Consider the following 14,546-nt stretch of genomic DNA (forward strand, 5'->3'; position numbering starts at 1 on the left):
TCTAACTGTCTAAATAGAAATAAAATAGTCACAGTATGAACTTAACACACTAAAGTTATTGGCTTGATTAAACGACAAATTAAGGTGTATTTAACGCGTTTGCAGTGAACACACCGCAATCATCATTAAACTTTTGCTCGTTTTGATGAGATTGTTTCGGTTTGTTGATAACCATTATTGGTATAAACAACCGGATTATGAATACTTTTTAAATGATCGATAGTTTGCTGAGTACGATGCATACGATTTTGAATAATCAAACCATTATCACGATTGATATTCGCTAATAACCGCGTAGTAGTTGTAATGGATTGCCATTGCTCTGCCAGTTCTGGATTTTCACTATAGGGGGAAGATAAATTGAGTTGTTTACTGGTATTAATTCGTTTTTCATCTAATAATTTTAATTCGATAAGTAATTGACTCTTTTTATTAATGATTTCATTAAGTTGATTGATAGAACTGTTTTCAATAAGCACTTGTTGCTCGGTCTGCAAAATGTCTGAAAGTGTTTGTAACATGACGGTTATTTTATTTAAGATGTCATTTAATTCTAACATTTTTATTTCCTTTCAAACTTTACTTACTATTCAATATTTTCAATCATCTGTTTGATAAGTTCATCAGCTATTTTTGTGGTGTTTATCACTAATTTACCTTCAGTAATAGCCTGTTTTATACTTTCAACTTTTTCCATGTCAATATCATTATGCGTAGACTGTAAAAGCGATAAAGTATTTTGACTTAATGTCACATTAGCACTGCTGGTCAGGCTATTTTTTGTCTGCTCAGATGATCGTGGGCTTTTTGGTTGCTCATTGATAACATCACGATTAAGTAATCCTGCTATTGTCGTTACCGATTTAGTCGCGTCTATACTCATAAAATACCTTTGATCAAAAATTTAATGATTTGTTTAGTCTAATTATCGGCAAAAATAAAAAAATCATTAATTTTATTTATCGAAAATTGTCACACCCGCTTGCGTAACAATACCTTCAACAATATTGCCAGAATTAAGTTTTACACTAATATGATCATCTAAGGCACCGTTATTAAGAGATTTACCTTTTGTCGCAATCACATACCCCTCTCCATTAATCAACACTTTCACCATTTGACCGGCCTTAATGTGCCAATTTTGTTGTAGCATTGAAGTTCGAATTGGCTCATCAAGATCGATGTTACGTAAAGCAATATGATTAATAATGTGCTGCTTATTTAAAATTACCGAATTGGCTAGAAGATCAAGTCGTCCCAACTTTGACCGTATCAATGCATCAGTAATGATAGTTCCTGCACTGATAGGTTTATCTGCGACAAAATAACGTCCCTCAGCACTGACTTTTATTTGCAAATACTGAGTTTTATTACCACATTTAACGCCAATGGTCATCGTACCCCACTGTTTTTTATTATTCAGTAGCGTAATTTTGGGCTCATCACACATTAACTGCGGTTTAGGCGAAATATAAGATATTGAAATATTATCGACAGGAACCGTTATATGTTTTGAAACTAAATCATTCACCGCTCTTTCAAATGAATCAGCCATCGCCATATTGGTCACCAATAATAGTGAAATAAGCTGTATTAATCTAAAAACCTTAATCATATTTGCTTGTTTTAAAATTATTTGTAAGCCGATTTTACTGTATGAACAATTTTATTGAATGTTGAAATAAAGACAATTTTTGTTGTTATTTATACGATGAATTTTTTTTGATTCACATAAAATTTTAAATATCAAACAAAGTGAGACGATTTTATGCTGAATAAATTAGACACCTTTATTAATTTTCATCAACAAGCATTAAATGTACGTGAAAAAAGACAAACTATCTTAGCATCAAATATTGCTAATAGTGATACACCGAATTATCAGGCTCGTGATATTGATTTTAATGCCGAATTAAAAAAAGCACTAACTCATCAGAATAATCGCCATCACCTACAACTTAATGTAACGTCGAATCAACATATACAGATCAATGCACCTGCTATGACAAATGTAAATATGCTTTATCGTATTCCTTATCAAGCATCCGCTGACGGTAATACAGTCGAAATGGATCAAGAACGCACAGCATTTATGGATAACAGTATCCACTATCAAAGCAATTTAACTTTTTTAGGTGAACAATTTAAAAATGTAATATCTGTATTACAGCAAGGATAATCAGTATGAGTTTTTCAATTTTTGCAATTTCTGGCTCGGCCTTAATGGCACAAACTCAGCGAATGAATGTCAGCGCCAGTAATTTAGCTAATGCTGACAGCATCACCAGCACCTCAGGAAAAGCATACCAAGCAAAACAAGTTATTTTTCAGGTGGATAATAACGGTGAACAAAATAGTATTGCTGGCGTTAAAGTCGCCCAAGTGATTGAAGACCCGGCACCCATGAACTTAGTTTATGAGCCACATCATCCATTAGCCGATGAGAAAGGTTACATCCAAAAACCCAATGTCGATGTTGTTGCCGAAATGGTCAACACCATATCTGCATCACGCAGCTATCAAGCCAATGTCGAAGTCATTAATACCGCCAAAAGCCTAATGTTAAAAACACTGACATTAGGTCAATAGTAAGGAGTGATAGATGGGTGTAACAAATGTGTCTGTATCCGAATCGGTAGGTGTAAACGGCATTCAAACCAAACAAAAAAGTACAACTGATGGAAATTCGAGTAAAGAATTACAAGATAACTTTTTAACGCTACTGATTGCCCAGATGAAGAATCAAGATCCAACCAACCCAATGGATAATAGTCAATTAACCTCGCAACTTGCTCAAATTAACACGTTAGCGGGGATTGAAAGATTAAATACTACGCTTGGTATGGTATCTGGGCAAATTGACGATAGCTTATCGGTCAATGCCAGCAACATGATTGGTAAAGGGGTAATGGTACCTGGCAATAAAATTTTAGTGGCGACCTCTGAGCTTGAAGGTAGTGATAACGAAACCGAAACCATTACCACACCATTTGGTTTTGAGCTAATGCGCGATGCGGATTCAGTCATCATTACGATTTTAGATGAAAATGGTAATGTCGTACGTGAAGTCGATTTAGGTTCGATTCCTGCTGGAGTTAGCTCCTTCACTTGGGACGGTCAGCTAAACGATGGCACCACCGCCCCAGATGGCAGTTATACCTTTTCGGTCAATGCCAGTTACGATGGACAAAAAGTATCTTCAACGTCACTTGGCTATTCGGTTGTCTATGGTGTGATAAACAGTAAAGTTAATAATAAAGTATTACTCGATTTAGGAATACTTGGTTCAATTAGTATTGACGAAGTACGTCAAATTCTTTAAAAGGGGATAAAATTCAAATGGGATTTTCTCAAGCAATTAGCGGCATGAATGCTGCATCAAAACAATTAGACGTCATTGGTAATAATATTGCCAATTCTGCAACCGTTGGCTTTAAAAGTGCGAGTATCTCATTTGCCGACATGTATGCCGGATCAAAAGTTGGTATGGGTGTGAAAGTTGCAGCCGTCATGCAAAATTTTGGTGACGGAACAACAACCGCCACTAACAATAGTTTAGATGTTGCTATTTCAGGCAATGGTTTTTTTCGCTTAGTGGATAGTAGTGGACAAATTTATTACAGCCGTAATGGTCAATTTCAATTAGATGCGGAGCGCAATATTATCTCGGCGGATGGTTTGCAACTCACTGGCTACTTAGCCACAGGAACACCGCCACAAATTGCACAAGGTGCAGCACCGGGACCGCTTAAAATTTCACAAGAAATGTTAAATGCTGCCGCCACGACAAAAGCATCATTACAAACTAACTTAAACTCAAATAGTACAGTACCTGAAAAACAGCCCATCAATGCACTTGATGCCGATACGTTCAACTACTCAACAACGCTGACAACTTACGATTCGCTCGGTAATCAACGTAATGTACAACTGTTTTATGTCAAAACAGCCGACAATCAATGGGATGTGCATTATCTTGACAGCAGCGATCCGAATGCAACATTACAAAAAATGGGGCAAATGGAATTTGATTCATCCGGTAAATTAATCAGTGATCCAGAAATGACCGTAAATATTAACGGTATTAATGGCTCGGCTGACAACACGTTTACACTATCACTGGCTAATAGCTCTCAACAAAATATGGGCAAAGAAGTAGGCAGTATCAAAACCCCTGTCGTTGATGGTTATGCACCGGGTGACTTAGTCGGGTACAACATCAATAATGACGGATCGATTTACGGTATCTATTCTAACCAACAAACCATGTTGTTAGGTCAAATTGCGATGGCGGATTTTGCCAATGTAAACGGACTAGAGTCAGCAGGCAATAACAATTGGCGTTCAACACTCCAATCAGGCGCTGAAGTATTAGGTATTGCAAACTCAGGTACGATGGGCGCATTAACCAGCGGTGCAGTGGAATCATCCAATGTGGATATGAGTCAAGAATTAGTCAACATGATTGTTGCCCAGCGCAATTATCAATCTAATTCGCAAACCATAAAAACGCAGGATCAGATACTCAACACATTGGTTAACTTGCGTTAATTGAGGAATAAATTATGGATCGCGTTATTTATACCGCCATGTCGGCAGCAAGTCAGACACTTCATCGGCAATCGATAACCAGTAATAACCTAGCCAATGTTTCAACATCGGGGTTTCGTGCCCAATTAGCCGCAATGAAAGCGGTGCCTATTGTTGGCAGCACTATGCCAACCCGAACAATGGTCACGGCAACCACTCCCACATTTGATGCCAGTATGGGGGCATTTAATTATACTGGTCGAGAATTAGATGTTGCTTTAGCCGAAGATAACTGGTTAGCAGTACAACTTGCCGATGGTAGTGAGGCTTATACCCGTAATGGTGCGATCCAAATTGATGAAGAAGGTACATTGCGTGTGCAAGGATATCCTTTAATGGGTGATGGCGGTGTACTAACCGTTCCGCAACAATCAAAAGTCAGTATCAGTTCAGACGGGACTTTATCAGCTTTAGGCGCAGGTGATAAACCGACCACCATAGCCCAAGTGGGTAAAATTAAAAAAGTCCAACTTAAACCCAACGAAATAATTCGGGGTGATAATGGCTTGTTTCAATTGACTGAACAAACACGCAATGCCCGTGGCGCCGTATTACCCGATAATCCCAATGCCAAATTGATGTCGGGCGTATTAGAAGGCAGTAATGTTAATCCCGTTGTCGCAATGGTTGATTTAATCAGCCACTCTCGCCATTTTGAAATGCAAATGAAAGGGATCACAACCGCTGATGAAAATGCCCAAAAAGCGAATCAAATATTATCACTGACTTAATTAGGAGTATCACCAATGATTAAATCACTCTGGATTGCCAAAACCGGTTTAACCGCACAACAAATGAATATGGATATTATTTCCAACAATTTAGCCAATGTCAGTACCAGTGGTTTTAAACGGCAAAGAGCGGTATTTGAAGATCTACTCTATCAAACTGTTCGCCAACCGGGTGCACAATCCTCAGAACAAACTACCTTACCGTCAGGCTTGCAAATCGGTACAGGGGTAAGACCGGTTGCTACCGAACGAATTCACAGCCAAGGTAATTTAGAATTAACCGACAACAGCAGTGATATTGCTATTAATGGACAAGGCTTTTTCCAAGTGCTATTACCCGACGGCACTCAAGCTTATACTCGTAGTGGCGCATTTCAAGTTAACCAAAATGGACAACTCGTCACCGCCAACGGTTATGAAATTCAACCGACCATTAATATTCCCGCAAATGCGATTAAAATGACGGTCGCGCGTGATGGTATTGTCAATGCCACCCTTGCTAATCAATCCTCGCAAGTGCAAGTAGGTCAACTGACATTACACACCTTTATTAATGATGCGGGGCTTGAAAGCATGGGAGAAAATCTTTACTTAGAAACCGAAAGTTCTGGTGCGCCAACTGAAAACACCCCCGGGCTAAATGGTGCAGGATTGCTATACCAAGGTTATACCGAAACATCGAATGTCAATGTTGCCGAAGAGCTGGTAAATATGATTCAAGTACAACGTGCTTATGAAATTAACAGTAAAGCGATTTCAGCATCCGATCAGATGCTACAACGATTAAATCAGTTATAAATTAATACCATGATAAACGTGATAAAATCCCTGTATATCGTGATCGCTACGCTGTGCTTAGTGAATTGCGCACAATTACCAAAAAAGCCATTAGTCAAAGGCGAAACAAGCATCGTTCCGCAAATGCCAGAAATTGTTAACACCAGCGGCTCTATCTATCAAGCAGCACAACCAAGTAATTTTGGTTATCAACCCATGTTTGAAGATCGCCGTCCACGCAATATTGGTGATGTGCTAACTATCGTGTTACAAGAAAACGTCAGCGCTAGCAAAAGCTCATCAATCAATGCCGGACGTAACAGTTCATTGAATTTAGGGGTAAAAGCTGTGCCCACTTTTTTAGATGGACTGGTTGGACGGGGAAAAGTCGAAACAGACATGTCTGGCGGTAATGATTTTAAAGGTTCTGGAGGAGCAAACGCTAAAAATACCTTTAGTGGTACTATTACTGTCACCGTACAAGATGTCATGATAAACGGCAATTTAAAAGTCATTGGTGAAAAACAAATTGCGATTAATCAAGGAACCGAATTTATACGATTTTCAGGTGTAGTTAACCCTCGAACAATTAGCGGCAATAATACCGTTATCTCAACACAAGTAGCCGATGCCCGTATTGAATACGTCGGAAATGGCTACATCGATGAAGCACAAACAATGGGTTGGCTACAGCGTTTATTTCTCAATCTTTCACCGTTTTAACGAGTTTTAGCATGATAAAAAAAATACCTACTCTTATCTGTTTTATCTTAATGATGATTTTAGCGATACCTTATAGTTACGCTGAACGCATCCGTGATCTAGTCACCATACAAGGGGTACGTGATAATGCATTAGTGGGTTATGGCATTGTGGTAGGACTTGATGGAACGGGCGACCAAACCTCACAAACACCGTTTACGATTCAAAGTATCACCAATATGTTGTCTCAATTAGGTATTACTGTTCCAACAGGCAGCAATATGCAACTTAAAAATGTTGCTGCGGTTATGGTTACGGCAAAATTACCTTCTTATGCACGTGTAGGACAACAAATAGATGTCGTGGTATCTTCACTTGGTAATGCCAAAAGTCTACGAGGGGGCACATTAATTATGACGCCGTTAAAAGGCGCAGATAACCAAGTTTATGCCATTGCTCAAGGTAATCTATTTTTGGGTGGCATGGGCGCAAGTAGTGGCGGAAGTAGCGTAAGTGTCAATCAATTAGCTGGTGCGACAATCCCAAATGGTGCAACGATTGAACGTGAATTAGCCATGCGATTAGATGAACAAGACATTATTCACTTACATCTGAATCAATTCGATTTTACTCGTGCCTTAAAAATCTCCGAAGCGATTAATAAATTACAAAAAAACAGTGCTGTGGCACTGGACGGTACGACGGTGACAGTCAAAATGCCTGTTACCAGTCAAGAACGGGTTAAATTATTATCACGAATACAAAATCTTGAAATTGGTGCTACGCCGATCTCAGCCAAAGTTGTCATTAATACTCGTACTGGGGTTGTGGTCATGAATCAAAAAGTCCAGCTGGATAACTGCGCTGTCGCGCATGGTAACTTATCGGTTGTCGTCAATAACAAACTCAAAGTTAACCAACCCAATACACCTTTAGCGGGTGGGGAAACAGCGGTCACACCTGAAACACAAATTGCGGTTGAAGAGCAAGGTGGTGCATTGCAAAAAGTCACTGCAGGGGTGAATTTAAATAGTGTGATTAAATCGCTCAACTTATTGGGTGCCAATCCGACCGAATTAATGTCAATCCTTGAAGCACTTAAAAAAGCCGGTTGCTTACATGCTTCGTTAGAAACCATTTAGATATAAAAAATAGAATATGAATAATCTGATTAATCAATCTGTTCACCGTTTTGCCTATGATGTAAATGGATTAAATCAATTAAAGCGCGATGTGGCAAAAGGGACTAATCAAAGTATTAAACAAGTTGCCGAACAATTTGAAACGCTATTTATTAATATGATGATGCAATCAATGCGTAAAGCAGTGCCGGACAGTGGATTATTCAATCAACCTGCAACCCAACTCTTTACATCGATGTTTGATCAGCAAATTGCTCAGCAAGCAGCGGGTAAAGGGTTGGGGCTTGCTAATATCATCACCAAGCAACTCACGCATGGCAAACCTTTGTCATCAAATATATCGTCATCGGGCACTATTCCTATTCAACCTCAAAAATCGTCGCAACAACCTAACCTTAAACTTGCACAATCTTTATTTAGCAACGCATCAGCGACAGTCACGCCCGAAGCATTAGGACAAATGCTTTATCATAGCCATAAAATCGATAATGCATCAAAAATAAATGCATCTGAACTCACATCGTTAAAACCTGCCGATAAGGCAAATCAAGATCATGTAACCGCATTTGTCAAAGAATGGATTGTTCCTGCTCAACAAGCTTCAAAAAGTTCAGGTATACCTTACGAAGTTATCATTGCACAAGCCGCATTAGAAACCGGTTGGGGACAAAAACTGATTAAAACCGCAGATAACCAATCAAGCCATAACTACTTTGGTATCAAAGCCACGCCAACATGGCAAGGTAATGCGACTCGATTAACAACACAAGAATTTATCAATGACCGAATGATAAAAATTCAAGATAATTTCAAAGTCTATACCAGTAAACAACATGCATTAACCGACTATATTAATCTATTAACCCAAAGCCCTCGCTACCAAGCGGTGGTCAAAGCACCCGATGCAAGAACCGCCGCCAAAGCATTACAAGCAGCAAAATACGCAACCGATCCCAACTACAGTGACAAACTCATACAAATTATTGCCCGTATAGAACAAATTGCTCAAACACACCCCACCACCCATGTAACAAGTTTTAAACGAATTATGTTTAATTGATTGACTAAAAAAACCAATCTAACGGATAACGTTTTACCATTAGCAACCTTTTTTAAAACACAATATGGGTTGTTTATAAATGCAATAACCGCATAGTCATAAATGCCTTATATTGTTAGTGATCGCCTTGATTGCTAACAAGCTACTCACCTTGTTTAAACACTTATCTCGATAATTTTAATCAAAAAAAAAGTTGCATTGTTGAAAAAAAAGACGTATTTTAACTAGACTAATTTTTATACTGATAGTTATCTAATTCGGTAAAAAATTATCACTATCGAACACCAAAGGAATGCACAATGAACACAAGGAAATCGACAATAAACAAGCAAAATTTTTTAATCAACGTTTTGTCGCTTAATCACAATTTGTTCACCATTGTTAATTTTAAGCAATTGTCGATTTTATTCATGTCTGTCATTAACCATAACAGGTTACCCCTAAAACTAACCACCTTTCGCGTTTTATCAATCAATCATGTTAAAACAACCCTTTTTAAAAATTGGTTGAAAAAACTCAATAAAAATACCAATAGTCTTAAACAATCCACTCAATGGCATTACGTATTTTATCAATGGTATAGAACATCAGCTCATGGATTAAATAGTGAAAAAATCAAAATTAACAATAACAAAAATAAATCAATTATAGTAAAAAGATTACCCAAGGAGTTAATTTATGACGGATAAAAATAGCTATGATGATGTCATTGCCTGTGTTGAAGGCGTAATAGGAGTACCGGAAAAATCGACTGATGTCATGAAAACCCACGTCGTTGATGTACCTGCACCATTGCCATGTATTGTTATTTTAATTCACGGCGTTAACGATGTAGGCGAAGCATTTCCTAATTTAGATAAAGGCATTTGTGCGGGGTTAAACAAACGTTTAGGACGTAACGATTTAAAACCCAATAAATGGAAGTGGACGCAAACCGACCATGAAAATTTTTCGCCCAGAATGCAAATGTTTACAGAATGGACAGAACCCAAGATAATTAAGGTGCCATTAAAACCGTGTGAGGAAAAACATAAAGGTAACTCGCCAATTATCCCTTTTTACTGGGGGTATCGACCGGTTGATATTGATAGTTATTACACTGAACAAAAAGCGTACGAAGAACGACTAAAAAAAGATAAAAAAGCCGAACTACCCTATGATGCTTATTGGGTTGAACGTGAAACCAAAGAACTAAAAGACATGTTTGGTTTTTCCAAATTAAGCAGTGATCAATTTGGTAACTGGATCGATCACCTTTTTACGCGTAATGGTGGACCGTTTTCTGACGCCACCACCTGCATACCCGATATGTACGGTCCCGGTTTAACGTCTATAACAAATTTCGTGGCTACATTAGGGTCACCAAAAGGGTCAAAAGCTTATGAAAATCCGCACCGAATTTATATGGTATTCGCTGCTTATCGATTAGCTAAATTAATAAAAGAGATTAGGGATGATGACAAATTAAAACATGCGCCAATTAATATTGTTGCCCACAGCCAAGGCACCATTATTACTATGTTAGCTAATCTAATGCTTAAAGACGAAAATTACTTACCGGCAGACTGCGTGATTATGGCTCACTCACCGTATGCGTTTGATGGCACATTTTTAGAAGGGCAATCAAAAGAACTGGGCATGGCGGTACAAACCAATAAAGCACGGGAACAAACCTTTATCAATTTTGTAGATGCTATCGAACAAGGACAGAATTTACGGGAAAAGATGTTTAAAGATCCTAAGGTATTAATCGAAAAATATGTGGCATCGCCCCCAATAAAACCCGATTTACTCAATCCTGCCACGCCTGATTACGATTTTACCAATCCGCTGTATTGGCGTGACAATTTCGGTAAAGTGTATAACTACTTTAGTCCTAATGATCAGGTCGTTTCGTTAAGAAGCATTCAAGGAATGGGTTGGCAAGGTATACCGAACTACGTTTTTAAACAGTGTGGGGACAAATTAAGGCAACGTGCCTTTGGGCATGGTTTTCCGGTGGGTGAAAATCCTGATAAGTTTATTTTTTTTAGACCCAGTGGAACATTCAAGATTGATTTGCCCACATATATTGATAGAAAAGCTTTGCACAACAGATATTTAGAAATTGTTAAAGGTAATAAAACTACAGTGAGAGTCTTTTTAACCCAAGATGAAATTTCGCTAATTAATCAACATAATCCGGTTAAAAATGGTCGTTACTATAACGGCTATTACGATATACTCAAAAGTAAACTCGTTATTCAATACAAAATAAATGACGAAGACTTAGAACGATTAAAACAAGATCAACAATCCGGGCTTTATTCGCCAACAGAAACAGGGGCAGATAGTGTTTTTGATGCTAACCTATACAGTAATGCTAGCTACGCAGTAGAGGAGCAGTTAAAAGTAAATGGCGAACAAGTACCTATCCCCATTACCTACACCGGCTGTGGAAAAAGCGCACAGACTGAGTTAGCCAAAGCAATTTATTATCATGATCAGTTTATCCAACAAGATAAATATAGACATTACGAAAATGATTATAAGAAATCGGAACATTATAAGCCTTACCCGAAATATACATTTGAATATCGGGGACCTAATCGCCCCAAAAAGCCATGGAGAGGATTGGCACCACATACCAATATTATCGATCTTCATTACCAATGGAAAAAAGATCGAGAAGCAGAGCACCCTGAATGGAAAAACGTTGCCCACTTCCGATTTACCGACGACCCTTATAAATTCGAAGTTTGGTGTTTTCCTGATGAAGACGAAATCAGACAAAGGATTTATGAAGACGTAAAAACCCAAGCATCTACACCCGTGGATAGCAGCCACCACTCTGGCATAACCCTACACGAACAGGTACCATCGCATATTATGGCGTATGACCTTGCCCTTGGCGAAGTCAGTATTGCAAGTAAAGCCAATCAGCGAACTTGGCATCGGCTAATTAATAATGCCGACTGGCGGTCGCGTCAAAATGAAGAGAAAGAAACAATAATCTACCAAATTTCGGGTATTTTACCTGATGGAATTAAGAAGAGTATGAATCTTTTAAAAGGCACTGTACCTAAGAGCGTAGTGAATGAATTTAGGTTTGTTGGTTCGTTAGAAGGGACTTACTCGCTAATGAAAGATACTTTCACCAGCTCACCAACTAAAATCCCTGATATTCTTAAAAAACACTACCCATATATGTTTGATGAAGATATACAATGGCCAATGCCTGAACCTATCACCAAAAGGAGAAATAAATGATTATTCTAGCAATATTGCTTACCTTAATTGGAGGAATAAGCTTTTCTTGGTTATCCATTAAGCGACATCATTTGGGCTGGCAAGTACTCAGCTATCTTATCTATATTTTTAGCATACTCGCTATTTCACCCATTACCGATTTGCAAGAGCAAAAATATGTTAGTCCTTCGCAAATTGTCTATCGGTTTGACGAAAACCGTTATCTGTTATTAACCGGCTACCGTTGTAATGGACAAGTCTATTTTATTGATGATAAAGAGCAAGTCTATTATCGTTTAGCGGCTCACTCACAACGAATTTATACCGAACCCTATCGTCACCCCGCTAAAAACTATATTTCTGTTCCTTTATCAGATCTGTCGGCTATTGATATTTCTATTGACGGTGGGCGTTCCTTTAGAAGCATTCATTTAGCGAATAGGTACTGGTTAGGCAATCATGATTCTCCCCAATACGATGTAGTTAATGACCAAGCCTTTATTTTAGCTAAAGATGGCAATGTACATGCCTCGGAACGCCCTTTTGGCACGAAAGCGCCACATATGTTATCTAAATGGGATCAACATAAAAAAATATTAGGTCGCAGTCAAATCATTCCCGACACCATTCCCCCGATTCCCGATGATTACACCGGATGGGACAAAATGCAGTGCGATTTTGATGCCGATGAAGTTAAATTACCCAATAATCTGTCTTTATTGACGGTCTTTCAACAATGGCTAGGCACTGCCAAATCAGGAACTTATCAATGAAACAGACATTCGTTAAATTATGTATTATGTTATTTGCTGTGCCAGTTGTACTGATTGGTATTTTATCAATCATTGCCCCTTTTCCAAGTTCAGAGCCAATGCCTCTGCGGCCACCTAAACCCGAACCGCGCGACGGGTATCAACTTTTTTATAGCATTGCCCGAAACGATGAAGTGCTGAAAAAATCATTCTATTATGTCAGCACCAAACGGCAGGTGATTTACCGCTATGATGCTGACCGCTACCTTGAACTGCAAGGCGAAAATTGCAGCGGGCATATTTGGTTTCATGACGATAAAAATAATATTCATACCTTAATTCAAAAACGGTTTTATACCGCCTATGACTTACCTAAATATCACTATTACAATCCCGGCAAGCAGTATATTGCCATTCCTACTCAAAATTTAACCGATTTTGCCGTTTCGGTTGATGGTGGGCGGCATTTTATTATTGCCGTGGTATCCCCCATGGCAGCGGTACCCGGTGATGAAGTCGATTTCTTTATTGGTGTGGATGATTCGCCTATTCAAGGAATTTATGACAAACCAGGAAACTACAATACTCCTATTACCATTTCGGGCAATACCGGCTATTTTGTGTTAAAAAATGGCGAGGTAATATTTGGTGCATCCTATGATTATCAGTATATTAATTATGGGCAAGGTTTAAGATATAACCAATTTTATTATCCTTCCGCCGCTTTTTCTGATGAACGGATTAGAGACGGCTCTAATTTTGGTGCTTATAAAAGACTTCTATATAATCAAGAATATAAAAATCGGGTTGAGTCAATGAAACATATCCAACCCAAACCTTACCAAGGGTGGGATAAAATTCGTTGCGAAGTCGGGGCGGAAAAATAGTCATGTTAAGTATTGCCCTTATGTCCCCCCTTACAGGGGGCTGGATTTTTGCTAACACCCTGTTTAAACCACGTCTTAAACTTGTGCAAGCAACACGTATTGGCTGTTGTTATTGGGCATATAAACAATTTTACCGGTGAATAAAGAATGCAGTGCGATTTTGATGCCGATGAAGTTAAATTACCCAATAATCTGTCTTTATTGACGGTCTTTCAACAATGGCTAGGTACTGCCAAATCAGGAACTTATCAATGAAACAGACATTCGTTAAATTATGTATTATGTTATTTGCTGTGCCAGTTGTACTGATTGGTATTTTATCAATCATTGCCCCTTTTCCAAGTTCAGAGCCGATGCCACTGCGGCCACCTAAACCCGAACCGCGCGACGGGTATCAACTTTTTTATAGCATTGCCCGAAACGATGAAGTGCTGGATAATTCATTCTATTATGTCAGCACCAAACGGCAGGTGATTTACCGCTATGATGCTGACCGCTACCTTGAACTGCAAGGCGAAAATTGCAGCGGGCATATTTGGTTTCATGACGATAAAAATAATATTCATACCTTAATTCAAAAACGGTTTTATACCGCCTATGACTTACCTAAATATCACTATTACAATCCCGGCAAGCAGTATATTGCCATTCCTACTCAAAATTTAACCGATTTTGCC

Annotated in this window: 16 protein-coding genes; 13 read left to right on the forward strand and 3 right to left on the reverse strand. The window is 38.5% G+C overall.

Going from position 1 to position 14,546, the window contains the following annotated elements:
- Window positions 1–125 precede the first annotated feature (125 nt).
- The 3 genes from A9G10_RS06235 to flgA form a co-directional block, all read right to left on the reverse strand.
- Window positions 126–560 carry a flagella synthesis protein FlgN gene (locus tag A9G10_RS06235; RefSeq protein WP_065558033.1) on the reverse strand — a complete coding sequence of 145 codons (435 nt, stop codon included), beginning with the start codon at window positions 558–560 and terminating at the stop codon, window positions 126–128.
- Between the two features lie 26 nt (window positions 561–586).
- Window positions 587–883 carry a flagellar biosynthesis anti-sigma factor FlgM gene (flgM, locus tag A9G10_RS06240; RefSeq protein ID WP_065558034.1) on the reverse strand — a complete coding sequence of 99 codons (297 nt, stop codon included), beginning with the start codon at window positions 881–883 and terminating at the stop codon, window positions 587–589.
- 72 nt (window positions 884–955) lie between these two features.
- Window positions 956–1,615, reverse strand: a complete 660-nt coding sequence (gene flgA / locus A9G10_RS06245) for a flagellar basal body P-ring formation chaperone FlgA (RefSeq protein ID WP_081298968.1) — start codon at window positions 1,613–1,615, stop codon at window positions 956–958.
- 153 nt (window positions 1,616–1,768) lie between these two features.
- On the opposite strand from flgA, the gene flgB reads away from it, so the two are divergent.
- The 13 genes from flgB to A9G10_RS06315 form a co-directional block, all read left to right on the forward strand.
- On the forward strand, window positions 1,769–2,179 hold the full coding sequence (flgB, locus tag A9G10_RS06250; RefSeq protein WP_065558036.1) for a flagellar basal body rod protein FlgB: 411 nt from the start codon (window positions 1,769–1,771) through the stop codon (window positions 2,177–2,179).
- 5 nt (window positions 2,180–2,184) lie between these two features.
- Window positions 2,185–2,589, forward strand: coding sequence for a flagellar basal body rod protein FlgC (gene flgC / locus A9G10_RS06255; protein ID WP_065558037.1), 405 nt, complete (start codon window positions 2,185–2,187; stop codon window positions 2,587–2,589).
- A 13-nt stretch (window positions 2,590–2,602) separates the two neighbouring features.
- Entirely contained in the window at window positions 2,603–3,322 is a 720-nt protein-coding gene (locus tag A9G10_RS06260; protein WP_065558038.1) for a flagellar hook assembly protein FlgD, read from the forward strand.
- A 17-nt stretch (window positions 3,323–3,339) separates the two neighbouring features.
- Window positions 3,340–4,551, forward strand: a complete 1,212-nt coding sequence (flgE, locus tag A9G10_RS06265; RefSeq protein WP_065558039.1) for a flagellar hook protein FlgE — start codon at window positions 3,340–3,342, stop codon at window positions 4,549–4,551.
- Window positions 4,552–4,565: 14 nt separating this feature from the next.
- Window positions 4,566–5,321 (forward strand): flagellar basal body rod protein FlgF, encoded by a 756-nt coding sequence (locus A9G10_RS06270; protein WP_065558040.1) that lies wholly within the window; start codon window positions 4,566–4,568, stop codon window positions 5,319–5,321.
- Between the two features lie 15 nt (window positions 5,322–5,336).
- Window positions 5,337–6,119: a flagellar basal-body rod protein FlgG gene (flgG, locus tag A9G10_RS06275; RefSeq protein WP_065558041.1), complete on the forward strand. Its 783-nt coding sequence runs from the start codon at window positions 5,337–5,339 to the stop codon at window positions 6,117–6,119.
- A 9-nt stretch (window positions 6,120–6,128) separates the two neighbouring features.
- Window positions 6,129–6,821, forward strand: a complete 693-nt coding sequence (locus A9G10_RS06280; protein ID WP_065558042.1) for a flagellar basal body L-ring protein FlgH — start codon at window positions 6,129–6,131, stop codon at window positions 6,819–6,821.
- A gap of 11 nt (window positions 6,822–6,832) precedes the next feature.
- The gene (locus tag A9G10_RS06285) at window positions 6,833–7,942 is read left to right on the forward strand and encodes a flagellar basal body P-ring protein FlgI (RefSeq protein ID WP_065558043.1); all 1,110 of its coding nucleotides are present in this window, start codon (window positions 6,833–6,835) and stop codon (window positions 7,940–7,942) included.
- Window positions 7,943–7,958: 16 nt separating this feature from the next.
- Window positions 7,959–9,002, forward strand: coding sequence for a flagellar assembly peptidoglycan hydrolase FlgJ (gene flgJ, locus A9G10_RS06290; protein WP_065558044.1), 1,044 nt, complete (start codon window positions 7,959–7,961; stop codon window positions 9,000–9,002).
- A 678-nt stretch (window positions 9,003–9,680) separates the two neighbouring features.
- The gene (locus A9G10_RS06300; RefSeq protein ID WP_065558046.1) at window positions 9,681–12,251 is read left to right on the forward strand and encodes a T6SS effector phospholipase Tle3 domain-containing protein; all 2,571 of its coding nucleotides are present in this window, start codon (window positions 9,681–9,683) and stop codon (window positions 12,249–12,251) included.
- Window positions 12,248–13,003: a T6SS immunity protein Tli3 family protein gene (locus A9G10_RS06305; protein WP_065558047.1), complete on the forward strand. Its 756-nt coding sequence runs from the start codon at window positions 12,248–12,250 to the stop codon at window positions 13,001–13,003. The genes A9G10_RS06300 and A9G10_RS06305 overlap by 4 nt, the downstream gene beginning before the upstream one ends.
- The gene (locus tag A9G10_RS06310) at window positions 13,000–13,869 is read left to right on the forward strand and encodes a T6SS immunity protein Tli3 family protein (protein ID WP_065558373.1); all 870 of its coding nucleotides are present in this window, start codon (window positions 13,000–13,002) and stop codon (window positions 13,867–13,869) included. The genes A9G10_RS06305 and A9G10_RS06310 overlap by 4 nt, the downstream gene beginning before the upstream one ends.
- A 251-nt stretch (window positions 13,870–14,120) precedes the next feature.
- Window positions 14,121–14,546 (forward strand): T6SS immunity protein Tli3 family protein (locus A9G10_RS06315; protein WP_218837352.1); only part of this gene is annotated, 426 nt, incomplete at its 3' end.

Origin of the sequence: Gilliamella sp. wkB308 (assembly GCF_001690185.1) — a bacterium.
Classification (GTDB): Bacteria; Pseudomonadota; Gammaproteobacteria; order Enterobacterales; family Orbaceae; genus Gilliamella; species Gilliamella apicola_I.